Source organism: Nonomuraea sp. NPDC005650, from assembly GCF_040605375.1.
Taxonomy (GTDB): Bacteria; Actinomycetota; Actinomycetes; order Streptosporangiales; family Streptosporangiaceae; genus Nonomuraea.
This window is the reverse complement of the sequence record NZ_JBEXCR010000094.1, coordinates 1-22552: the sequence shown is the minus strand read 5'-3', so window position 1 is coordinate 22552 and position 22552 is coordinate 1. Positions and strand designations below refer to the sequence as shown.

General features: G+C 71.8%; 18 protein-coding genes. 14 read left to right on the top strand and 4 right to left on the bottom strand.

From position 1 onward, the window contains the following. Positions 1-104 precede the first annotated feature (104 nt). The 3 genes from ABZS69_RS65780 to ABZS69_RS65770 all read right to left on the bottom strand — a co-directional run bounded on the left by ABZS69_RS65780 (position 105) and on the right by ABZS69_RS65770 (position 2647). Positions 105-467 carry a cupin domain-containing protein gene (locus tag ABZS69_RS65780; RefSeq protein ID WP_355394969.1) on the bottom strand — a complete coding sequence of 121 codons (363 nt, stop codon included), beginning with the start codon at positions 465-467 and terminating at the stop codon, positions 105-107. A gap of 166 nt (positions 468-633) precedes the next feature. After that, positions 634-1635: a helix-turn-helix domain-containing protein gene (locus ABZS69_RS65775; protein WP_355394966.1), complete on the bottom strand. Its 1002-nt coding sequence runs from the start codon at positions 1633-1635 to the stop codon at positions 634-636. A 58-nt stretch (positions 1636-1693) separates the two neighbouring features. Continuing rightward, on the bottom strand, positions 1694-2647 hold the full coding sequence (locus ABZS69_RS65770) for a LuxR C-terminal-related transcriptional regulator (protein ID WP_355394963.1): 954 nt from the start codon (positions 2645-2647) through the stop codon (positions 1694-1696). Positions 2648-2762: 115 nt separating this feature from the next. On the opposite strand from ABZS69_RS65770, the gene ABZS69_RS65765 reads away from it, so the two are divergent. The 4 genes from ABZS69_RS65765 (at position 2763) to ABZS69_RS65750 (ending at position 9792) form a co-directional block, all read left to right on the top strand. Beyond that, positions 2763-6602 carry a S8 family serine peptidase gene (locus ABZS69_RS65765; RefSeq protein ID WP_355394960.1) on the top strand — a complete coding sequence of 1280 codons (3840 nt, stop codon included), beginning with the start codon at positions 2763-2765 and terminating at the stop codon, positions 6600-6602. A gap of 121 nt (positions 6603-6723) precedes the next feature. Then, on the top strand, positions 6724-7614 hold the full coding sequence (locus tag ABZS69_RS65760; RefSeq protein ID WP_355394957.1) for an ABC transporter ATP-binding protein: 891 nt from the start codon (positions 6724-6726) through the stop codon (positions 7612-7614). After that, on the top strand, positions 7611-8456 hold the full coding sequence (locus tag ABZS69_RS65755) for an ABC transporter permease (protein WP_355394953.1): 846 nt from the start codon (positions 7611-7613) through the stop codon (positions 8454-8456). Before ABZS69_RS65760 ends, ABZS69_RS65755 begins: the two co-directional genes overlap by 4 nt. 70 nt (positions 8457-8526) lie before the next feature. Next, entirely contained in the window at positions 8527-9792 is a 1266-nt protein-coding gene (locus ABZS69_RS65750) for an FG-GAP-like repeat-containing protein (protein WP_355394950.1), read from the top strand. A 17-nt stretch (positions 9793-9809) separates the two neighbouring features. Here ABZS69_RS65750 and ABZS69_RS65745 read toward each other — a convergent pair whose 3' ends face one another. Continuing rightward, positions 9810-12206: a glycoside hydrolase family 3 C-terminal domain-containing protein gene (locus tag ABZS69_RS65745; protein ID WP_355394947.1), complete on the bottom strand. Its 2397-nt coding sequence runs from the start codon at positions 12204-12206 to the stop codon at positions 9810-9812. Positions 12207-12429: 223 nt separating this feature from the next. On the opposite strand from ABZS69_RS65745, the gene ABZS69_RS65740 reads away from it, so the two are divergent. From ABZS69_RS65740 to ABZS69_RS65695, 10 genes are all read left to right on the top strand, one after another. Then, on the top strand, positions 12430-14070 hold the full coding sequence (locus ABZS69_RS65740) for an ABC transporter substrate-binding protein (protein ID WP_355394944.1): 1641 nt from the start codon (positions 12430-12432) through the stop codon (positions 14068-14070). Continuing rightward, complete coding sequence (locus tag ABZS69_RS65735) at positions 14067-15068, top strand: ABC transporter permease (protein WP_355394941.1); 1002 nt, start codon at positions 14067-14069, stop codon at positions 15066-15068. The genes ABZS69_RS65740 and ABZS69_RS65735 overlap by 4 nt, the downstream gene beginning before the upstream one ends. Next, a complete protein-coding gene (locus ABZS69_RS65730; protein ID WP_355394938.1) occupies positions 15065-15928 on the top strand; it encodes an ABC transporter permease in 864 nt (287 codons plus the stop codon). The genes ABZS69_RS65735 and ABZS69_RS65730 overlap by 4 nt, the downstream gene beginning before the upstream one ends. Then, on the top strand, positions 15925-16953 hold the full coding sequence (locus ABZS69_RS65725) for an ABC transporter ATP-binding protein (protein ID WP_355394935.1): 1029 nt from the start codon (positions 15925-15927) through the stop codon (positions 16951-16953). The genes ABZS69_RS65730 and ABZS69_RS65725 overlap by 4 nt, the downstream gene beginning before the upstream one ends. Next, positions 16950-17984, top strand: a complete 1035-nt coding sequence (locus ABZS69_RS65720) for an ABC transporter ATP-binding protein (RefSeq protein WP_355394932.1) — start codon at positions 16950-16952, stop codon at positions 17982-17984. Before ABZS69_RS65725 ends, ABZS69_RS65720 begins: the two co-directional genes overlap by 4 nt. Then, positions 17981-19030 carry a LacI family DNA-binding transcriptional regulator gene (locus ABZS69_RS65715; RefSeq protein ID WP_355394929.1) on the top strand — a complete coding sequence of 350 codons (1050 nt, stop codon included), beginning with the start codon at positions 17981-17983 and terminating at the stop codon, positions 19028-19030. The genes ABZS69_RS65720 and ABZS69_RS65715 overlap by 4 nt, the downstream gene beginning before the upstream one ends. A gap of 130 nt (positions 19031-19160) precedes the next feature. Next, entirely contained in the window at positions 19161-20702 is a 1542-nt protein-coding gene (locus tag ABZS69_RS65710) for an FAD-dependent oxidoreductase (RefSeq protein WP_355394926.1), read from the top strand. 6 nt (positions 20703-20708) lie between these two features. Continuing rightward, entirely contained in the window at positions 20709-22139 is a 1431-nt protein-coding gene (locus ABZS69_RS65705) for a family 16 glycosylhydrolase (protein WP_355394923.1), read from the top strand. Positions 22140-22248: 109 nt separating this feature from the next. Continuing rightward, positions 22249-22404 carry a hypothetical protein gene (locus ABZS69_RS65700; protein WP_355394920.1) on the top strand — a complete coding sequence of 52 codons (156 nt, stop codon included), beginning with the start codon at positions 22249-22251 and terminating at the stop codon, positions 22402-22404. 11 nt (positions 22405-22415) lie between these two features. Continuing rightward, positions 22416-22552, top strand: a 137-nt coding sequence (locus ABZS69_RS65695) for a beta-galactosidase (protein WP_355394972.1), incomplete at its 3' end; no start/stop codon positions are given.

Below are 22552 nucleotides of genomic sequence, written 5' to 3'. Positions count from 1 at the left end.
CGAGCACGTACGAGAGCCCCTTCGAACACTGCGGGTGATCCGCTGACCCGATGACCTGTGGCCGGATCGCGAGGGCTCGCGATCCGGCCACAGCTGTGTCCTTCTCAGCGGGTCCCGGCCCTGGCGTACCTCGCGGCCCCGCCCGCGAAGTCGTACATCACGCACTGCTCCTCGCCCACGACCCAGGCGTCGTGCCCGGGGGAGCACACGAAGACATCGCCCGGCCCCACCTCGACCTCGGGACCGTCGTCCATCCGGATCCGCAGCCGGCCCTCGACGATGAACCCGTTGTGGTGGAACTGGCACGAATCGGTGCCCACGATCGGCTTCACCGACGTCGACCACCGCCAGCCGGGCTCGAACGTGGCCACGCCGAAGCTCAGCCCTTCCAGGTCGCACACCTCGAAATGCCCCATGGGGAAGTCGCGGCGCTCGTCCGGCTTGTCGATGCTCTTGACCTCGATCATGACGTCCCCCTTTCGTCAGATTCAGTCTACGACCTGCGGTTTCACGATTTTTGATCTTCCTTTGGGACTGCCTGGCGTTTGAGTGCCGGTGGGGGAGGGGCGAGGCACCCCTCCCCCGGAGGCCGAACGCCGGTCGGACGGCCCCGCGCCGGTGGGGGAGGGGCCGTCAGGGGCCGGCGTCACTCGGGCGAGGGGCGGGGACCGGGGGTGGCTGGGAGAGGGCGGCCTGGACGCCGGCCTGGAAGCGGGTACGGGCGCCGAGCCGGGACATCAGCTCGGCGATCCGCCGCTCCGCTGTCCGGTGGCCGACCCCGAGCTGGCGGGCGATCGCCTCGTCGGTGAGGCCCGACAGCAGGAGTGCGATCAGCCGCGCGTCGTCCCCGGAGTCCCTGGGCGGCGGGTTGCGCGCGGACGGCGCCAGGCCGAGCGGCAGCGCCCGCTGCCACAGCCCCTCGAAGAGCCTGATCAGCGCCTCCAGCAGCCCCGACGGATGGATGACGAGCGCCGCCACCGCGTCCGCCGGCTCGTGCCGGAGCAGCAGCAGCGCCAGCCGGTCGTCCACCAGGTACAGCTTCATCGGCAGCTCGGGCAGCACCCGCGCCTGCTGCCCCGCCCCGACCATCTCCTCGATCTGCCGGATCGCGCCCTCGGCGGCCACGAACTCCCGCTCGTAGATCATGCGGCTGGTGATCCCGCGCTCCAGCAGCTCGCGCTGTGCGGCCACGCTGCCCAGCGGGTCGAAGTACGGCCGCCTGGACAGGCACCGGAGCTGCTGCCGGGCGGCGCGCTGGATCTGGGCGTGCCGCTGCTCGACCGCCCGCCGCCCGGTGACCACCTCGACGACCACCGGGGGCGTGCGCTCCCGGGCGCGCTCCTGGAAGACCTCCTCCAGCTCGCGGGCCCGTTCGCGGACCCGGAGCAGATCGCGTTCGGCGGCGAGCAAGAGGACGTCGAGCGCCATCTCCGGGGCCACGGCGGCATAGGCGGGCGGAGGTCCCGGGGACGTGCTGAGCAGGCCCCTGGCCTCCAGTGCCGCGAGCAGGGGCTGCAGGTCGGCGCGCGGCCAGGCGGCGGCCAGCTCGTCGAGGGTGGCGGGGGAGCGCTCCAGCAGCACCTCGTACAGCGCCTCCTCGTCGGGCCCGAGCCCGATCGCGCCCAGCGCGGTCACGACGCCTCCCGATCCACGCCGAACCCGCCCATCCCGGGCCCGCCCATCCCCAGCGCGGTCACGGTGCCTCCTCGTCCAGCCAGCCGCGCATGACCGCCTGGTAGCCCGCCTGGAAGCGGGTGCGGGCGTCGAGCCGGATCATCATCGCGCGCACGTGGCGGCGTACCGTACGGTCGCTCCAGCCGAGGTGGGCGGCGATGGCCGCGTCGGTCAGCCCGGCGGTGAGCAGCGGCAGCAGGTCCCGCTGCGCGTCGGCGGGGCCGGTCGCCTCGGCCAGCCGCCCGTGCCTGACCTGCAGCGGCACCGCCCGCTCCCAGTACATCTCGAACAGCGCCGACAACGCGTCCAGCAGCGTCGAGTCGTGCACCACCAGCGCGGACTCCACCGCGTGCTCGTCGTGGCGGAGCGGCATGATCGCCAGGGGACGGTCGTTCAGCGCGAGCTTGACGGGCACGTCGCCGACCCTGGCCTGTTCGCCGGCCGCGACGTAGCGGGTGATGAGCGACAGGGTGCCCGGCACCTCCATGGCCCGCCGGTCGTAGAGCGCCCGGTACTCGACGCCACGCTCCAGCAGCTCGAACTCCACGTCGTTGCCGCCCATGGGCGTCGCGTACGGGGGCGCGTCGAAGACGCGGATCTGCCGCCGCGCGCTCTCCTGGAGCCGCTGGAACCACCGGCCCACCGCGTCCTTGCCGATCACCACCTCGACCAGGTCGGCGGGGTCCCCGTCCGGCACCGAGCGGTGGAAGCGCGCGGCGAGCTGGGCGGCGCGGTGGCGGGCGGCGGCCAGCTCCCGGGTGCGCGCCCGGATGAGCGCGTCCAGCCCCATCTCGGGAGAGACCGCCACGTAGCGCGGCGGGTCCTCCGGGAGCCGGGTGATCAGCCCCAGCTGTTCGAGCCGGGCGGCCGTGGACGCGGCGTGCCCCAGCTCGGCGAGCGCCGCCGGAGAGCGCTCCACCAGCGCTTCGTACAGGGCCTGCTCGGCGTACGAGAGCCCGATGATCTCCAGCACGACCACATAGTGTCCTATTTCCGTACATGGCGGGAAGAGGACTCACAATCGTCTTTCGCGGCTTTACTGCGATCTGTCATGGTTCCCGGGGACACGATGATCTCTGAGGAGACGCATGATCGGCCGGTCGCTTGTCGCGTTGGGCGTGCTGCTTTCCACCGGGATGGCCGCCCCGACCCCACCTCCCACCCCCGCCTACGCCGCGCCACCACCGGTCGCCGGCCTGACGGGGGAGTCGGCGAAGAAGATCACGTTGGTCACCGGGGACGTGGTCACCTACAGCACCGCCCCGGACGGGAGCCCGCAGGCTCAGGTCGAGCCGGCGCGGCGACCGGACGGCGCGCCGGTGTTCTTCATGTCCGTACGCGAGCCCGGCTCGTACTACGTCTACCCCACGGACGTGATGGGCCTGGTGTCGGCGGGCCGCCTGGACCGGGGCCTGTTCGACGTGGCCTACCTGGCGGGCAACGGCTACTCCGACGCCGAGAGCCCCACCCTGCCTCTGATCGTCCAGCACGGGGCGCAGCAGCGTATCGCCGGGTCCCGCACCCTGGCCAGCATCGACGCCGCGGCCGTGAAGGTGGACAAGAAGGCCGCCGGGCAGTTCTGGTCCGGGGTGAACACGGCCAGGGCCGCGTCCGAGAAGATCTGGCTCGACCGCAAGGTCCAGGTCACCCTCGACCGGAGCGTCAAGCAGATCGGCGCGCCCGAGGCGTGGGCGGCCGGGCTCAAGGGCGCGGGCGTCAAGGTGGCCGTGCTCGACACCGGCATCGACGCCACCCACCCCGACCTCGCCGGCCGGATCGCCGCGACCGAGAACTTCAGCTCGGAGCAGACCGCCCAGGACGGCCACGGCCACGGCACGCACGTCGCCTCCATCATCGCGGGCAACGGCGCCAAGTACCGGGGCGTCGCCCCCGAGGCGTCGCTGCTGGTCGGCAAGGTGCTCAACAACTACGGCAGCGGCCTGTCATCCGACATCATCGCGGGCATGCAGTGGGCGGTCGCCCAGCAGGCCCGCGTGGTCAGCATGAGCCTCGGCGGCTGCTGCCCCGGCCCGGACAACCCGCTCGACCAGGCCATGAACAACCTGTCCGCCGAGTCGGGCGCGCTGTTCGTGGTCGCCGCGGGCAACGACGGCCAGAGCCGCCAGATCGGCTCCCCGGGCACCGCCGCCTCGGCGCTCACGGTCGCCGCCGTGGACCGCGAGGACGCGCTGGCGTCCTTCTCCAGCCGGGGCCCCACCGCGATCGACTACAGCCTCAAGCCCGACATCAGCGCACCGGGCGTGGACATCGTCGCCGCCCGCGCGGCCGGGACGTCCATGGGCGAGCCCGCCGAGGACGGCTACACCACCGCGTCCGGCACCTCGATGGCCACCCCGCACGTCGCGGGCGCCGCCGCGCTGCTCGCCCAGCAGCACCCCGACTGGAAGAACACCCAGCTCAAGGCCGCCCTCACCAGCTCCGCCCACGGCGACGGCCAGGACGCCTACGAGCAGGGCGCCGGCCGCGTGGACGTCGCCCGCGCCGTCAAGCAGCAGGTACGCGGCTCCGGAGCCATCGACTACGGCTTCCTGACCTCGCCCCAGAACGGCCCGGTCACCAAGACCCTCACCTACACCAACGACGGCGACCAGCCGGTCACCCTCACCCTGAGCACGGGCGTCAAGGCGCACCGGGGCGGCGACCTGCCCGCCACCACGCTGACCCTCGACCGCGACACCGTCACCGTCCCCGCGCACGGCACCGCGCCGGTCTCGGTCACGTTCGACCCCGCGGGCCCCGACACCTGGTACGAGGGCCACGTCCGCGCCACGGGCGAAGACGGCCAGGTCCAGGTGACCACTGCCGTGGGCGCGTTCGTCGAGCCGAAGAAGGTCACGGTCCGGGCCCGGGTGGTGCTGCCCGACGGGGCGAGCACCCCCACGACGATCCCGTGGCTGTTCATGCGCACCGACGATCGCGACGACCTCCAGTACGCCTACAGCCCCGCCGCCGGCGCCGAGACCGAGGCCCAGGTCTACCCCGGCACCTACACCGTGCTCACCGCGCTGGCCTGGCGCGGCGCGGACGGCGAGTGGGTCCAGTCGCTGCCGTCCGACCCGCAGATCGACATCACCAAGGACACCACGGTCACGCTCGACCTGCGCAAGGCGCGCAAGGTGTCCGTGCGGACGCCGCGCGACTCGGAGGTCTACCTCTCGCAGCTCGGCTACCGGCGCATCGCGGCCAACCCCGTCGCCTACATCGACGTGCAGTCCGCGTACCCGGACTACGGGCTGCGCAACTACGTGATGCTGCCCACGCGCAAGGTCACCCAGGGCACGTTCACCCTCGCCGGCCGCTACCAGCTCGGCGCCCCCGCCATCACCATGGAGGTGCCCGGCGGCCCCGGCATCACCCCCCGCTACCAGAACCTGGCGCCGCAGACGCCCAAGCTCGACGGCCACAGCAGGCTCTCCCTGGTCTACGCCGGCAAGGGCGCCGACTTCACCGGCCTGGACGCGCGCGGCAAGCTCGTCCTGCTCAACCTGGAGGACCTCTGCCCGGCCGCGGCCTGCACGGGCAACGCCCTGGACCGGGTCAAGGCCGCCCAGCAGGCCGGCGCCGTGGGCGTCCTCGGGTACGGGGCCGTCAACCGGGCCTTCCTCCACCCGTCGGGCAGCTGGCCCGCGTACCCGATCCCGACGATGAGCCTGACCGCCGAGCAGGGGCGGGCGCTGGCGGCCCTGGCCGGGCGCCGGCCGGTGACCGTCACGGCCGAGGGCGTGGCGACCACGCCGTACCTGTACTCGCTGATGCTGCCCGAGCAGGGCCGCGTCCCCGCCGACCTCGACTACTCGGTCAAGACCCGCGACCTGCAGCGCATCGAGGACCGCTTCCACGCCGACCGGCCCGGGGCGGTGGAGCTGAGCACGGCGGCGTCGATGCTGCGGCCGGGCAGGTTCGCCCTCACCTGGTCCATGGAGCACGACGTGCGGGCGCAGACGACCTTCACGGAGTACGTCGGGCCGGTCTCGCCGGACGTCGTCTGGACCCGCTCGAACACGATGAACTACGACGAGGGCGCCGACTACTACAACAAGCGCGCGATGACGGCGACCGCCGTGGACGTGTTCACCGCCGGGGGCACCAGGACCGAGCCGTGGGGGATCCAGCCCCGCGTGCCGGGCAACGTGGTCGTCTCCGACGCGGTGCTCCGCTCCGGGACCGCCCAGTGCTTCCCCTGCCGGACGAAGGACACCTTCATGGCGTCCCTGCCGGTCATGGGGCCGGTGCCGAACCATCAGGAGGCGTTCACGTACAACGCCAACTTCCTGAGCGACAAGCACGGCGGCAAGGACGAGCTGCGCCTGTTCCGCGACGGGCAGGAGGTCCCGCTCGTGGAGGCGACGATCGTGATCGCCATCTTCGCGATCATCATGCCGACCTTCACCCTCCCGGAGACGGAGGCCGCCTACCGGCTCACCGACAAGTTCCACACCCCGAACCCGGCCCAGCTGTACGCCAAGGACGTCGAGACGGCCTGGACGTTCCGGTCGAAGCGGCCCACCGGCGGGATGCAGAGCACGGACGACGGGCTCTGCATGGCCTGGTTCGCCACGGGCAAGCTGGCGCCGTGCGAGCCGGTCCGGCGGCTCAACCTCCGCTACGACGTGCCCCTCGACCTGGACAACCGCGTCAAGGCGGGCAAGTCCCACCGGATCACCGTCACCGGCTACCACGGGTCCTACGGCACGGCGGACGCGAAGGTCAAGGACGTGAAGCTCTCGGTCACGTACGACGACGGCGCCCACTGGACCCCGGTCCGCGTCTCGGCCTCCGGCCAGGCCGTCATCACGCCTCCCGCGCTGGCCGCCACCACGGGCGCCGTGGGGCTCAGGGCCCAGGCCACGGATGTCGAGGGCAACACCGTCGAGCAGACCGTCCAGCGGGCGTACGGCCTGAAGTGATCTCGCGCGAGCGCACAAGCAACCCGCGTTGACTAAGCTTAGATTAGTCAACTATGGTTGCTTGTGCGCCCGGGATCTCCGGGCGCCACGCTGCGGCGTGCTCCCATGAGAGGCGAGATCCATGACGACGAGCGAAGTCGTGCTGGACGTCGACGGCCTGCGGATGCGCTACGGCCCGGCCGACGTCCTGCACGACGTGACCTTCCAGGCGCGCCGGGGCGAGGTGGTGTGCCTGCTCGGCCCGAACGGCGCGGGCAAGACCACCACGATCGAGATCCTCGAAGGTTTCCGGACGCGGTCGGCCGGCCGGGTCGAGGTGCTCGGCGCCGACCCGGCGCGCGGCGGCGAGGACTGGCGGGCGCGGGTCGGGGTCGTCCTGCAGTCCTGGCGCGACCACGGCAAATGGCGGGTACGCGAGCTCCTCGACCACCTCGGCCGCTACTACGCCGCGTACTCCACCGAGACCGTCGCCCGACCGTGGCGGGCCGACCGGCTCATCGCCGCGGTCGGCCTGACCGGCCAGGCCGACCACAAGATCAGGACGCTCTCCGGCGGCCAGCGGCGCAGGTTCGACGTGGCCGTCGGCCTCGTGGGCCGTCCGGAGCTGGTCTTCCTCGACGAGCCCACCGCCGGGCTCGACCCGGTGGCCCGGCGCGCCTTCCACGATCTGGTCCTGGCCCTCGCCGCCGAGGGCGACACCACGATCCTGCTCACCACCCACGACCTGGCCGAGGCCGAGAAGCTCGCCGGCCGCATCATGATCCTCGACGGGGGCCGGATCGTCGCGGACGGCACGGCCGCGCAGCTCGCCCGGCAGATCGCCGGCCAGGACGAGGTGCGCTGGACCCGTGACGGGCAGCGCTTCGCCCAGTCGGCCGCCGAGTCGACCCGGCTGGTGTTCGACCTGTTCAAACAGTACGGCGAGACGATCGAGAACCTCGAGGTGCGCCGCGCCTCGCTGGAGGACACCTACCTCTCCCTCGTCCGCCAGGCCGAGGAGGGCACCCGATGAACCCGGTCGCGACGGCCTGGCGGGCCGGCTGGTCCCGCGGCCTGATCGAGCTGCGGCAGTCGTTCACGAACGCCGCGGACCTGGTCGGCCACTTCCTCTGGCCCGTGCTGATGCTGATCACCACGTACTTCCTGCGGAACGTGTCCTTCGGGCAGAGCGGGCTCTCCCTCGGCGCCCTGGCCCTGCCGGGCATCCTCGGCATGAACGCCGGGATGTCCATGGTCAGCATGAGCCAGCACCTCACCGCCGACCGCGAGGACGGCACCCTGCTGCGCGCCAAGGCCACGCCGCACGGGATGACCGGGTACCTGCTCGGAAAGATCATCCTGGTGGCCGGCGGCCTGGTCGCCGACCTCGCGATCTTCCTGGTTCCCGGCATGTTCCTCGTGCCCGGCCTGGCGTTCGGCGACCCGGGCGCCTGGCTGACCGTGCTCTGGGTGCTCCTGCTGGGGCTGGTGGCGACGCTGCCGCTGGGGGCGGTGCTGGGCTCGGTGTTCGTCAGCGCCCGCAGCCAGGGGCTGATCCAGCTCCCCGTCCTGGGCCTGATCGCGATCTCCGGCATCTTCTACCCGATCGCGGCGCTGCCGGAGTGGGTGCAGTGGATCGCGCAGGCGTTCCCCGTGTACTGGCTCGGGCTCGGCATGCGCTCCGCCCTGCTCCCCGACGCCGCGGCCGCCGTCGAGATCGGCGGGTCCTGGCGGCACCTGGAGACGGCCGGGGTGCTGGTGGCCTGGGCCGTCGCCGGCCTGATCATCGCGCCGATCGTGCTGCGCGGGATGGCCCGCGGGGAGTCGGGCTCCAGCGTCGCCGCCCGCCGCGAGAAGGCCCTGCAGCGGATCTGACGGCCATGGGCCGCGGAAACCCGGCGCCCGGCAGGGCGGCGCACTAAGCTCGGTGGCTGTGCCGCGAAGGGTGATCATCTTGCTGGCGTCGGCCCTGCTGCTCGCCGGCTGCGGTGGCGACGTCCGGCCCACGCCCAGCCCCGCCGCCCAGTCGCCGATCGCGTCCCCACCGGCATCCCCACCGGCACCGACCAGCGGGCGCGCGTCCAAGAGCCACGGCCGGGCCGACGACGTCAACGGCGACGGCCGCGCGGACCTGCTCGTCTACGCCGAGCTGATCGGGAAGGACGTGCGCTTCCTCGCGGTCGTCTACGGCTCGTCCCGGGGGCTGCGCGCCGCCCGGCCGGCGATCGTCTCGTCGCGGACGTTCTTCGCCTGGCAGATCGACCCGGGCATCAGAGCCGACCTCGACGGGGACGGCTTCGGCGACATCCTGGGCTACGGGCGGCCCGGCGACCGCGACGAGCAGCTGCGGCCGTACATCTTCTGGGGCGGCCCGGACGGCATCGACCCGCGGACGCTCCCGACCCCGGTGCCGCCGCCCGCGCGGAGTGACCTGGCGACGTTCCGGTCCGTCGCCGGCGACTTCGACGGGGACGGCGCCGCCGACGTGGCCATGTCCGCCGACGACGGCCAGGGCGGCGCCAACCTGGTCGTCATGTACGGCCCGTTCAGCCGCGCGGGCGTGCCCACCCGCCGGACCGTCCAGCCCTCGCCCACCGGCGGCGACTTCTGGCGGATGACCGTCGACGAGATCGACGGGCGGCACGCGACCGGGCTGGTCGTTTTCACGGGCGACGACGGCGAGCAGACCTCCGGGTGGCTGCTGAACGGCGGTCCGGACGGCCTGGCGAAGTCGGGGCGCGAACTGCGCAAGGGCATGGCGGCCACGTTCGGCGACTTCGACGGCGACGGAGCCAGGGACCTGGCGGTCGGCGACGACGGCAGCCGCAACGACGAGCCCGGCAACGAGACCGAGGCGCCCGAGGTCGACAAGACGCTGACCGTCTACTACGGCGACGGCCGCACCTGGACGTTCAAGGGGGCGGCGGGCCAGGCGGTCGCCGGCGACTTCGACGGCGACGGCCGCGACGACCTCGCCTTCGGCGGGGCACGCTCCGGGTATGAGCCGGTCCGGATGTTCTGGGGCGGCCCCGGCGGCCTGCGAGCCGGCGGCGGGATCCGCGGCCTGGTCCGGGGCGAGCCGCTGGCGGCGGGCGACTACGACGGCGACGGGGACGACGAGCTTGTCCTCGCCTACCGCGACGAGCTTTTCAAGGTCACGGTGTCGGACGGCAGGAGTGTACTGAACCGCTTCGACCTGCCGCCCCACTGATCCGACAGGTAATCCCTCTATGGCGCGCTGATCCGGGCGGCGAACGGGAGGTCGGTGACGCTGAAGCCGGCGTGGACGGTGAACTCGCCCGGCTCCGTCTTCCAGCCCTGGTCCCAGTGCTGGAACGCCCTGCGCGGCAGGGATATCGTGACCCGCTCGGCCCGCCCGGCGCCGGCGCGCACCACGGCGTAGCCGGCCAGCCAGCGTTCGGGCCGGTCCACGGCGCTCGACTCGCGTGACAGGTAAACCTGCACCACCTGCTTGCCCGCCCGCCCGCCGGTGTTGCGCACGGTCACACTCACCCCGTCCGGGGTGGCGGTCAGGCCGGACAGCTCCCAGCTCGTGTAGCCGAGCCCGTGCCCGAACGGGTAGGCGGGTTCGGCCCCGGCGCGCAGCCAGGCGCGGTAGCCGATGTGGATGTCCTCGTCGTAGGCCACCACCCCGTCCACCGGCGCGGTGGCCAGAACCGGCACGTCCGCCTCCGTGGCCGGCCAGGTGGTGGGCAGCCGGCCGCCCGGCTCGGCGGTGCCCATGAGCACGTCGGCCAGGGCGGCGCCGAACTCCTGCCCGCCGAACCAGCCGAGCAGCACGGCGGCCACCTCGTTGCGCCACGGCATGAGCACGGGCGCGCCCGCGTTGACCACGACGACCGTGCGCGGGTTGGCCGCGGCGACCGCCCGTACCAGGGCGTCCTGCGCGCCAGGCAGCGCCAGCGTGGCGCGGTCGGCCGCCTCGCGCTCGATCTCCGGGCTCGTGCCGACCACGATCACGGCCACCTCGGCCCGCCGGGCGGCCGCCACGGCCGCCTCGATCGCGTCGGTCTCCTCCGCGGCCGGGTCCTCGCCCAGCGTGAGGGTCAGGCCGTCGCCCTGCGGCACGCCGTCCAGCCTGGCGGTCAGCTCGACCTCCCCGGCCGCGAGTTCGACCGGGACCGAGGCGTGCGGCGGAGAGACCAGGCCGCCGCCGAAGACTTCGCCCTCGTGTACCAGTTCCCGCTCCAGCACCCGCGCTCCGTCCACGGTCAGCGTGGCGCGCCCGGCGCCGGCGACGCCGAGCCGTACCGTGCCCGGCTCGCGCACCTGGTAGCGGGTGCTGACCTCCACGCAGCCGGTGCCCGCCGGGCGGGAGCCGCCCAGCCTGGCGAGGTCGGACGAGCGGCGGTTCTCGCTCAGCAGCTCGTGACCGGAGTCGGCGAGGAAGCGGGCGCGCACGCCCGGCTCGCCCGACACCGGGTCGGTCAGGCGGGCGATCGGCAGGGCCGCGATGCCCGCCTGGGTGACGGCGCCGAGCGTCCAGGTGATCTCGGCGTCCGGCAGCGCGGCGCGCAGGCCGTCCAGCGGGGAGACGACGTACGGGGGAGTGACGGTGGCGCTGCCGCCGCCCTGGGTGCGGATCTGGAGGGCGTTGTGCCCGATCACCGCGGCCGACCGCGGGCCGGGAGCGGCCCACGGCAGCTCCCCGTCGTTGCGCACCAGCACCATCCCGTCGGCCGCCACCCGCCGCGCCAAGGCGGCGCCGTCCTCGGCCGTGGTGGTGGTCGTGGCCGGAACGGGCGGGCGGTCGGCCAGGGCGCCCACGCGGGCGGCCAGGAGCAGCAGGCGCAGCACTTTCTCGTCCACCGCCGACTCCGGCACGCGCCCGTCGCGCACCGCCGCGACCAGCGCCTCGCCCCACGGCCCGTCCGGTCCGGGCATGACCAGGTCCTGCCTGGCCAGCGCGGCCGGCACGGTCGTCCGCGCGGCCCACCAGTCGGACACCACCACGCCGTCGAACCCCCATTCGCCGCACAAGGGCTCGGCCAGCAGCGGGTTCTCCGTCATCGTGGCGCCGTTGACCGCGTTGTACGCCGACATCACCGCCCAGGCCCGCGACTCCACCACCGCCTTCTCGAACGCCGCGAGGTACAGCTCGCGCAACGCCCGCTCGCTCACCGAGACGTTCGCCGTGAAGCGCTCGGTCTCGAAGTCGTTGCCCACGTAGTGCTTCGGCGTCGCGGCGACGCCCCCGCTCTGGACGCCGCGCACGTACGCCGCCGCCAGGTCCGCCGTCAGCAGCGGATCCTCGGAGAACGCCTCGAAGTGCCGCCCGCCGAGCGGGCTGCGGTGCAGGTTGATCGTCGGCCCGAGCACCACGTGCGCGCCCTTGCGCCGCGCCTCGGCCGCCAGCACCGCGCCGTACGCGTAGGCGGTCGTGACGTCCCAGGTGGCGGCGAGCGCGGTGGCCGACGGCAGGTTCACCGCGGGGTCGCGCTCGTCCCAGGTCACGCCGCGGATGCCGGACGGGCCGTCGGACAACACCATGGACCGCAGCCCGATGTCGGGATCGGGATGGGTGCTCCACTCATCCGCACCGGTCAACAGGAGGACCTTGCGCTCCAAGGTGAGCTTGTCAAGGAGCAGATCGAACTGGTGCACGCATGCCTCCAGTTGCTCATTCGTATGAGCAGTTAGGCAAAATGGATTGATCCGGGACGCTAAGCACAGAATGCCCGGCCGTCAAGGGGCTGCGAAAAGTTTCGGTCACACCCTTGACGCCTGGCTGTAACGTCCATACCGTCCCTGTTCATACGTAGAAGCACCAGCCCCTCCCTCGTCCGGCTGGTTTGCGCATACGTATGCGCACCCCCTGGAGACACACATGTCAAGAAGAGGACTCCTGGTCGCCGCCGTGATGGTGCTCGCCACCGCGTGCTCGGCAGGCGGCCAGAGCCGGCCGACCGGCGGCGCCCGCGCGGACACGATCGTCTTCGGCAAGACCGACGGCGGCACGACGTACGTTCGCAACTTCAACGTCGTCGGCCCCGCGACGCAGAAGACCCCGAACACGGAGATGATCTACGAGCCGCTGGCCCGCATCGACTACAGCGACGGCGGCACGGTCAAGCCATGGCTGGCCGAGAGCCTGGAGTTCGACGAGAAGGGCACCCAGCTCACGATCAAGGTGCGCCAGGGCGTGCGCTTCTCCGACGGGACGCCGCTGACGGCCGACGACGTCGTGTTCTCCCTGCGCCTGCCCCTGGACAATCCGGACTTCAACCTGGCCGGGACCACGTACAAGGCCGTGGAGAAGGTGGACGGGTCCACGGTCGCGGTCACGTTCGACAGCCCCGGGTTCAGCGAGGTCAACCAGTTCGCCTCGCCGGCGTTGCCGATGCTGCCGAAGAAGATCTGGGAGAAGCAGGACCTCAACACCTGGACGAACCCGGACCCCGTGGGCACCGGCCCGTTCGTCCTGGAGTCGTTCGCCGCCCAGCAGATCACGCTGCGCGCCCGCGACGATTACTGGGGCGGCAAGTTCCCCATGAAGTACCTGAAGATCATCCCCACCAGCCCCGACGCGGGGAGGGCGCAACTGTTGCGCGGCGAGGTCGACTGGGCGCTCTCGGCGTGGGCCGGCGCCCAGGAAGAATACGTCGCCAAGGACCCGCGGACCCACCTCTACCAGCTGTACGCCACCGGCGGCGCGTACTCGATGCTCTTCAACACCGCCCGGCCGCCCTTCGACGACGTGCACGTGCGCCGCGCGCTGGCGATGACGATCCCGAGGAGCGACATCGTCACGACGCTCAACCGCCCCGGCACCGAGGCGGGCCCCACCGGGCTGGTCGACCTGGTCTACAAGGACTGGCTCAAGCCGGAGTACCGGGGCAAGGTGCAGCAGGTGGACGCCGAGGGCGCCAAGCGCGAGCTGGCCGCCGGCGGCTGGACGGTCGCCGACGGAAAGCTGGTCAAGGACGGCACGTCGTACGAGCCCACCATCTCCTTCAACCAGGACTTCGGCTGGGCCTCCTACGCCGACATCATGATCAACAGTTGGAAGTCGACGCTCGGCCTCCAGGTCAAGCCCGCGGGAGCCCCGGGCGCGAACCTGTACGAGAGCCAGCAACTCGGCAAGTTCGACCTGACGATCGTCGCCACCGGCGGCGCCGGGGTGAGCGGCGTCTACAGCATGCTGGCCGGCCGCGCCGCCAAACCCATCGGCAAGAAGGCCGCCACCAACCTGGGCCGCTGGCGGGACCCGGCCACGGACGCCGCGCTCGCCGGACTGCTGGGCACGTCCGACGTCGGACGGCTCAAGCAGTACGCCCAGGAGATGCAGTCGATCGTGGTGGACCAGGTGCCCTTCAGCCCGATCTACAACTCGTACTGGTTCGTGGTGATCAACGCCGGCAGATGGACCGGCTGGCCGACACCCGAGAAGTTCAGCTACGTCCCGTTCCCGGGGCTCGGTCCGGACAGCACGATGACGCTCATGAACCTCAAGCGTGCCGCCCAATGACCGGCAAGCGCTTCCTGGCCAGGCGGCTCGGCTTCTACGCCGCCGCCGTGTGGTCGGCGGTCACCCTGAACTTCCTCATCCCGCGCCTCATGCCGGGCAACCCGTCGCTGGCGATCATCGAGGAGCTGGAGCGGGTCAGCGGCCAGTCGCTGCCGCCGCGCACCCTGGAGTCGATCCAGCGCCTGTTCGGCGACCCGAGCGCCAACCTCGGCGCACAGTACCTGGAGTATCTGGGCCAGATGGCCCGGCTGGACCTGGGCGTGTCGATCAGGAACTTCCCGACCCCGGTCAGCGACCTGGTCTGGCAGGGGCTGCCGTGGACATTGCTGCTGGTCGGCAGCACCACGGTGGTGGCCTTCCTGATCGGCACCGGGCTCGGCGTGATCGCCGGGTGGCGGGCCGGCGGCCGGTTCGACTCGATCGTCACCCCTCTGACCACGTTCGTGTCGTCGGTGCCGTACTTCTGGGTGGCGTTGCTGGGGCTGTGGGCGTTCGGCTTCGTGCTCGGCTGGTTCCCCCTCGCCGGCGGTTACGACCCGGACCTGCCCGTGGGCTTCAACGCGCCGTTCGCGCTGAGCGTCCTGCACTACGGCGTGCTGCCCGCCACCACGATCGTGTTCTCGGCCTTCGGCGGCTGGCTGCTCGGCATGCGCAACATGACCGTCACCACGGTCCGCGAGGACTACGTGCTGCTCGCCCTGGCCAAGGGCCTGTCGCCCAGGAGAGTCATGCTCCGGTACGCGGCCCGCAACGCCATGCTGCCGAACTTCACGGGCTTCGCCCTCGCGCTCGGCGGGGTCGTCGGCGGCGCGCTCCTGACCGAGATCGTCTTCAGCTACCCCGGCATCGGCTACCTGCTCTACGCCTCGCTCCAACAGCGGGACTACCCGGTCATGCAGGGCGTCTTCTTCCTCATCACGCTCACCGTGCTGCTGGCCAACCTGGTCGCCGACTCGGTGTACGCGCTGCTCGACCCCCGTGTCAGGGAGCGGGCATGAAGGTACGCGTCGGTTCGGCGATCATCGCGTTCTTCGCGCTGGTCGCGATCTTCGGTGGCTGGTTCAGCCGGGACGTGCTGGGCCTCGACCCCAGGGCCAACGACATCAAGTCCATCGCCCAGCCGCCGTCGGGTGCGCACCTGCTCGGCACCACCCAGTTCGGCCAGGACGTGCTGGCCCAGGTGATCGCGGGGGCGAGCGGCTCGATGTTCGTCGGGTTCCTGGCGGCCGCGATCGGCACGACGCTGGCGGTGCTGGTCGGCGTGACCGCCGGCTACTTCGGCGGCGGCGGCGTGGACGGCGCCCTGAACTTCCTGACGAACCTCTTCCTGGTCATGCCGGTGCTGCCGCTCATCTTCATCGTGGCCGGCTATCTGCAGGGCACGGGTCTGTGGACGATCGCGCTGATCATCGGGCTGTTCGGCTGGGCGGGCGGCGCCCGTACCCTGCGGGCCCAGGCCATGAGCGTGGCCAGCCGCGACTTCGTGCGCGCCATGCGGCTGCTCGGCGAGAGCAATCGCCGGTTGATCTTCTTCGAGGTGCTGCCGCACCTGACCGGGCTGATCGCCTCGATGTTCCTGCACGCGATGATCGGCGCGGTGCTGGCCGAGGCGGGGCTGGCCTTCCTCGGCATCTCCGACACCGGGGCGATCAGCTGGGGCACGATGATCCAGTCGGCGCAGCAGCAGAGCGCCGTGCTGCGCGGGCTGTGGTGGTGGTTCGTGCCGCCGGGCCTGTGCATCGCGCTCATCGGCACGGCCGCCGCGCTGGTCAACTTCGGCGTGGACGAGGTGGCCAACCCCAAACTCCGGGTCACCAGGGCCCGGCGGGGACGGATGGTAAGGAGCCAGGCGGCATGACCTCCCAGACACAGGAACAGCCACCGGCGACCCCGGTCGCCGACAGCGCCGTGCTGGAGGTGGACGGCCTCTGCGTCGAGTACGCCGGGGAGGTGCGGGCCTGCGTGGACGTGTCGTTCACGCTGCGCCGCGGCGAGATCCTGGGCGTGGCCGGCGAATCGGGATCCGGGAAGTCCACGCTGATCACCGCCCTGACCCGGCTCCAGCGCCCGCCCGCCGAGACCACCGCGGGACGCATCCTCTACCACGGCCGCGACGGCGGCCCGCCCGTCGACCTCGTCGCGCTCGACGCCAGGCGGCTGCGGGCCCTGCGATGGACGAGCGTGTCCATCGTGCTGCAGAGCGCCATGGACGCACTGAACCCGGTGATGCGGCTCGGCGCCCAGTTCGCGGATGTGCTGCGCACCCACGACCGGCGGATGGGCAAGAAGGAGGCCTGGCGGCGGGCCGCCGAACTGCTGGCCATGGTCGGCATCTCCGGCGACCGGGCGCGCGGCTACCCCCACCAGCTGTCCGGCGGCATGCGCCAGCGGGCGGCCATCGCGCTCGCCCTGGCCTGCCGGCCCGACCTGGTGGTCATGGACGAGCCGACCACCGCGGTGGACGTGGTCATGCAGCGGCAGATCCTCGCCCAGGTGCTGCGCCTGCGCGAGGAGCTGGGCTTCGGCGTGGTGTTCGTGACCCACGACCTGTCGCTGCTGCTGGAGGTGGCCGACCGGATCGCCATCATGTACGCGGGCCGCATCGTGGAGATCGGCACCGCGCACGAGCTCTACACCGATCCGAAGCACCCGTACACGCGGGGGCTGCGCGACTCGTTCCCGCCGCTGCGCGCGCCGCTACGGCCGCTGACCGGCATCCCCGGCAGCCCGCCCGACCTGCGCAGACCATCGCCGGGATGCGCGTTCCGCCCCCGCTGCCGGAGCAGCTTCGACGACTGCGGGCGGACCCGGCCCGAGCTGGTCGCGATCGGCGGGCACGAGGTGGCCTGCCTGCTCTACCCTGCTGGAGGTGATCTGTCATGAGCGAGCCCGTGCTCGAGGCGCGTGCCGTCACCAAGCATTTCCCCGCGGGCGGGCACGGCGTGGTGCGGGCCGTGGAGGACGCCACGCTGGCGCTGCTGCCGGGCCGGATCGTGGCGCTGGTGGGGGAGAGCGGCAGCGGCAAGACCACGCTGGCGCGCGTGCTCGCCCGCTTCTACCCGCCCACCAGCGGTGAGGTGCTGCTGGGCGGACAGAGCGGCGGCCGCCGCGACTACCACGGTGACGTGCAGCTGATCTTCCAGGACCCGTTCGGGTCGCTCAACCCGCTGCACCGCGTCCGCTACAACCTCGAACGCGCCTTGCGCCTGCACCACGGCACGCGCGGCAAGCGGGAGCTGGAGCGGCAGGTGCTGGAGCTGCTCGAACGCGTCAGCCTCAGCCCGGCCCGCGACTTCGTCGACAAGTTCCCCCACGAGCTGTCCGGCGGCCAGCGCCAGCGGGTCGTCATCGCCCGCGCGCTCGCGGTCCGCCCGAAGGTGCTGCTCGGCGACGAGCCCATCTCGATGCTGGACGTGTCGATCCGGCTCGACATGCTCAACCTGCTCGCCCGGCTGCGCGACGAGGACGGGCTGGCGCTGCTCTACATCACCCACGACATCGCCAGCGCCCGCTACCTCTGCGACGACATCGTCGTCATGTACGCCGGGCGCATGATCGAGGGCGGGCCGAAGGAAGAGGTGATCGCCCGGCCCCGCCACCCATACACCAGGCTGCTCATCGAGTCCTCGCCCGACCCCGACCGCGGCCAGGACGAACGGGCCGCGCTGTTCGCCGGCGCGGACGAGCTGGGGGAGCCGCCGAGCCTGGTGAACCCGCCCGCCGGGTGCCGGTTCCACCCGCGCTGCCCGTTCGCGATGCCCGAGTGCGAGCAGAGCCCACCACCGCGCACCGAACTGGGCGGCGGGCACTGGGCGCACTGCTGGCTGCACCAGAAGGGCCGGGGCGGCGAACTCGCGTCCACCACCCACGCCGCCGCGATGGCGCGGCGGCCCGGCAAGGAGGAAGGGCCATGACGCCCAAGCGCCGCGGGCAGGCCCCGCGCCAGTCCGACGTGGCCAGGCTGGCCGGGGTGTCCCAGTCGGCCGTGTCCCGCGTGATCAGCGGGGACGTGGATGCCGCCCGCATCCCTCCGGAGACCCGCCAGCGGGTACTCGCGGCGATCAAGGAGCTCGGGTACGTGCCCAACCCGTCGGCGCGGAACCTGCGCAACAAGCGCAACCAGCTGATCGGCGTGCACACCTTCGAGGCGGTCTTCCCGCACGCCCGCGACGACTTCTACTTCGACTTCCTGCTCGGAATCGAGGAGCGGGCCGAGGAGACCGGGTTCGACCTGGTGCTGTTCACCTCGACCGGAGCGGGTGACGGGCGGCGCAGGGTCTACCGCGACGGCACCAACCGGCTCAACCTGGCCGACGGCAGCGTGCTGCTGGGCGTCGCCACCGACCGGGCGGAGCTGGCCAGGCTGTGGGCCGACGGTTATCCGTTCGTGCACATCGGCCGCCGGGAGGTGCCGGGCGCGGAGATCCCGTGCGTCATCCCCGACTACCGCAGCGCGACCATCGGCATCGTGGACAAACTGGCCGGGCACGGCCACCGCCGCTTCGCCTACCTGCGCGAGCCGTTGGAGATGGAGCCGTACGCCGACCGGCGTGACGGCTACCGCGAGGCGGTGGAACGGCTGGGCCTGATCGACAGGTCGCCGGGCTTCCGCGGAGAGAGCGGCCTGACCGACGACTGGATCGACGAGATCGCCCGGGGCGGCGAGACGGCCGTGGTCTCCGAGAGCGTCCGGCTGGCCGAGCACCTGCTGGGCGGGCTGAACGCGCGTGGCGTGCGGGTGCCGGAGGACATCTCCGTCGCCGTGCTCGAAGCCGACGGGGAGGGCACCTCCGCCAGATGGGACTCGCTGGAGATCCCGCGCGTCGCCATCGGCCGCATCGCCGTCGACCGGCTCATCGACATGCTCGACAAACCCGACCAGCCGGCCACGAGCCTGCTCGTACCCTGCCCGATCGTTCCCGGCACCACCATCTCCGCCGCTCGGCAGCGGCGGACCTGACCTCCGGCGGTCAGCTCACCCGGGCCACGCGCCGCGGCCCGGCGATGGCCCCTGCCCTCGCACACGCTGCCCTCACTCACGCTGCACTCATCCACGCTGCACTGATCCATGGAAAAGGAGCTCACGGGGAATGGCGGAACTCCAGACTGACGTGCTCATCGTCGGCGGCGGCCTGGGAGCCGTCGCGGCCGCGCTCACGGCCGCGAAGCTCGGCCGGAGCGTGGTCATCACCGAGCACACCGACTGGCTCGGCGGCCAGCTGACCGCCCAGGCCGTCCCGCCGGACGAGCACGCCTGGATCGAGCGGGAGTTCGCCCCGCCCGGTTACGCCGAGCTGCGGCGGCGGGTGCGCGACTACTATCGGCGCAACTACCCGTTGCGCCTCGGCGCCGGCCCGCTCCTCGACCCCGGGCTCGGCATCGTCAGCCGGATGTGCCACGAGCCGCGCGTCGCCGTCGCCGTCATCGACGAGATGCTCGCCCCCTGGCGGGCGTCGGGCCTGATAACCGTCCTGCTCCGGCACACGCCCGTCGCCGTGTGGACGAACGGCGACAAGGTGGACGCCGTCACGCTTCGCGATCTGGAGACGGGTCACGAGCTGACCGTGGCCGCGCCGTACGTGATCGACGCCACCGAGCTGGGCGACCTGCTGGAACTGGCGGACGTCGAGCACGTCGTCGGAGCGGAGGGACGCGACACCACCGGCGAGCCGCACGCCCCCGACACCGCCGACCCGCTCGACCAGCAGGCCATCTCCTGGTGCTTCGCGCTTGAACACCGGCCGGGCGAGGACCACGTGATCGACCGGCCCGCCGGCTACGAGCACTGGCGGGACACCGTCGCGCCGTTCTGGCCCGGGCCGCAGCTGTCCTGGACGGACGTCGTGCCGATCACGCTGGAGCGGCGGGAGTGGCGGCTGTTCGGCGACGGAACCGGACACTTCGATCTGTGGCAGTTCCGCCGCATCCTGGCCGCCGAGCAGTTCACCGGCATGACCGACCTGACCGTCGTGAACTGGCCGCAGATCGACTACTGGGAGCGCCCGCTGCTCGGGGCCGACCCGGCCGCGGCCCTGGCGGGGAGCCGGGAGCTGTCGCTGTCGTTCCTGTACTGGATGCAGACCGAGGGCGGCTACCCGGGACTGCGGCTGCGCCCCGACGTGACCGGCACCCGTGACGGGCTGGCCAAGACGCCCTACATCCGCGAGTCGCGCCGCATCGTCGCCGAGTTCACCGTTCTGGAGCAGCACGTCGGAGTGCAGGCCAGGCCGGACGGCGCGGGCAGCGAGCTCTTCCCGGACAGCGTGGGGCTCGGCCGTTACCGCATCGACCTGCATCCCAGCACGGCGGGGCGCAGCTATGTCGACATCGAGGCGTACCCGTTCCAGATCCCGCTCGGGGCCCTCATCCCGGTGCGCGTGGACAACCTGCTGCCCGCCAACAAGAACATCGGCACCACCCACATCACCAACGGTTGCTACCGGCTGCACCCGGTCGAGTGGGCCATCGGCGAGGCCGTGGGCGCGCTGGCGGGCTTCTGCCTGGCCCGCGACCTGCCGCCGCGCAAGGTCCGCTCCGACGCCGCGCAGCTGTCGGACTACCAGCGACTGCTGAGCGACACGCTCGGCATCGTGCTCACCTGGCCGCAAGAGATCCGCACACACCGAGAGTAGGAGTCAATGCCCCGTTTAACAGCAATCGTCGCCCTCGTCCTCGGCCTGTTCACCCTGACCCCCGCCCTGCCCGCCGCCGCGGCGAGCCCGTCATTCATCGACCGCTTCGACAGTGGCACGCTCGACACGACCCGCTGGTACGTCTCCGACGGCTGGAACAACGGCGCCCACCAGAACTGCCAGTTCAACAAGAACAACGTGCGGGTGGCGAGCGGGGCGCTCACCATCACCTTCGACGACAAGGCGTACGGGGACCGCTCGTACTCGTGCGCCGAGGTCCAGTCCCGCGCCCGTCTGGGCTACGGCACGTTCGAGACCAGAATGAAGGCGGGCAAGGGCAGCGGCCTGAACTCCGCCTTCTTCTCCTACATCGGCCCGGTGCACAACCAGCCGTGGGACGAGATCGACTTCGAGGTGCTCGGCAAGGACACCGCCAAGGTCGAGGTGAATTCGTGGGTCAACGGCACCTCTTCCGGCGGCTTCCCGGTCACGCTGCCCGCCGACTCGGCCTCGACCTATGTCGACTTCGCGTACGTGTGGGAGCCCGGACGGCTGCGCTTCTTCGTCAACGGCCAGCTCGCCAAGACCCTCACCGGCGCCCAGGTGCCCACCCACGAGCAGATCCTGTTCGCGCAGATCTGGGGCAGCGACACGCTGAGCAGCTGGATGGGCCCCTTCACCTACCCCGGCCACCCCGTCGAGGCGTCCTACGACTACATCGCCTACACCAAGCTCGGGGACCCGTGCCAGTTCAGCGGCTCGGTCGCCTGCTCCGTCACCACCTCCTTCGTGGACGATTTCGACACCCTCGACACCTCCCGCTGGTACATCTCCGACGGCTGGAACAACGGCGCGAAGCAGAACTGCACCTGGGACCGCCAGCAGGTCGCCGTCTCCGGGGGCATGCTCAACCTGTCGTTCGCCAAGAAGACGATCGGTGACCGGCAGTACGCCTGCGCCGAGATCCAGTCACGTCTGCGCCTGGGCTACGGCACCTACGAGGCCCGGTTGAAAGGGGTCGCCGGGTCAGGCCTGATGTCGGCGATGTTCACGTACGTCACCGGGGAGGCCATCGACATCAAGGTCATGGGCCGGGATCCGAGCAAGGTCAAGCTCCTGGCCTGGGACGACACGGCGCCGCTCGGGGAGAGGTTGGTGCCCGTGCCCGAAGGGTTCGTGGACGTGGGCATGGTGTGGTCAGCCACCAAGGTGGATTTCTACGTCAATGGCACGAAAGTTCATTCCATCACGGATGCCACGCGGCTGCCGAAGCTCAACGCCAACCTGTTCCTCAACATCTGGGGAAGCGACACGTTGACCGAGCACATGGGGCCGTTCACGGATCCGGGTAAGACGCTCACGTTCCAGGTGGACCGGGTCGCCTACACGGCCCCCGGCGTCCCCTGCCAGTTCACCGGCTCCATCGCCTGCGCCTGAGGGGCCTCCTGCCGACAAGGCGGACGCAGGCATGTTGCCTGCGTCCGCCAGGCTTGAGATCCTCCCAGGCGGTTGAGGCCCGGACGACGACCCAAGGGAAGGTTCCGGCATGATTTCCAGCGACAACGCGGCGGCCCGCGAGCCGGGCGAGCTCACTGCGCGCCCGCTCATCGACCGGCTGGAGGGCGACGGCCCGCCGCCCTGCCGCCCGGCGATCGGTGGCAGCTCCGCCCCGTCGCAGCAGAATGAGGGGGCCGGAGAGTGACACAGCCGGGTATGCACACGCTCACTGCCGGGCGCGGGCTGCTGTTCGGCGGCGACTACAACCCCGAGCAGTGGCCGGAGCACGTCTGGGCCGAGGACGCCGAGCTGATGCGGGCCGCCGGGGTCAACCTCGTCACGATCGGCGTCTT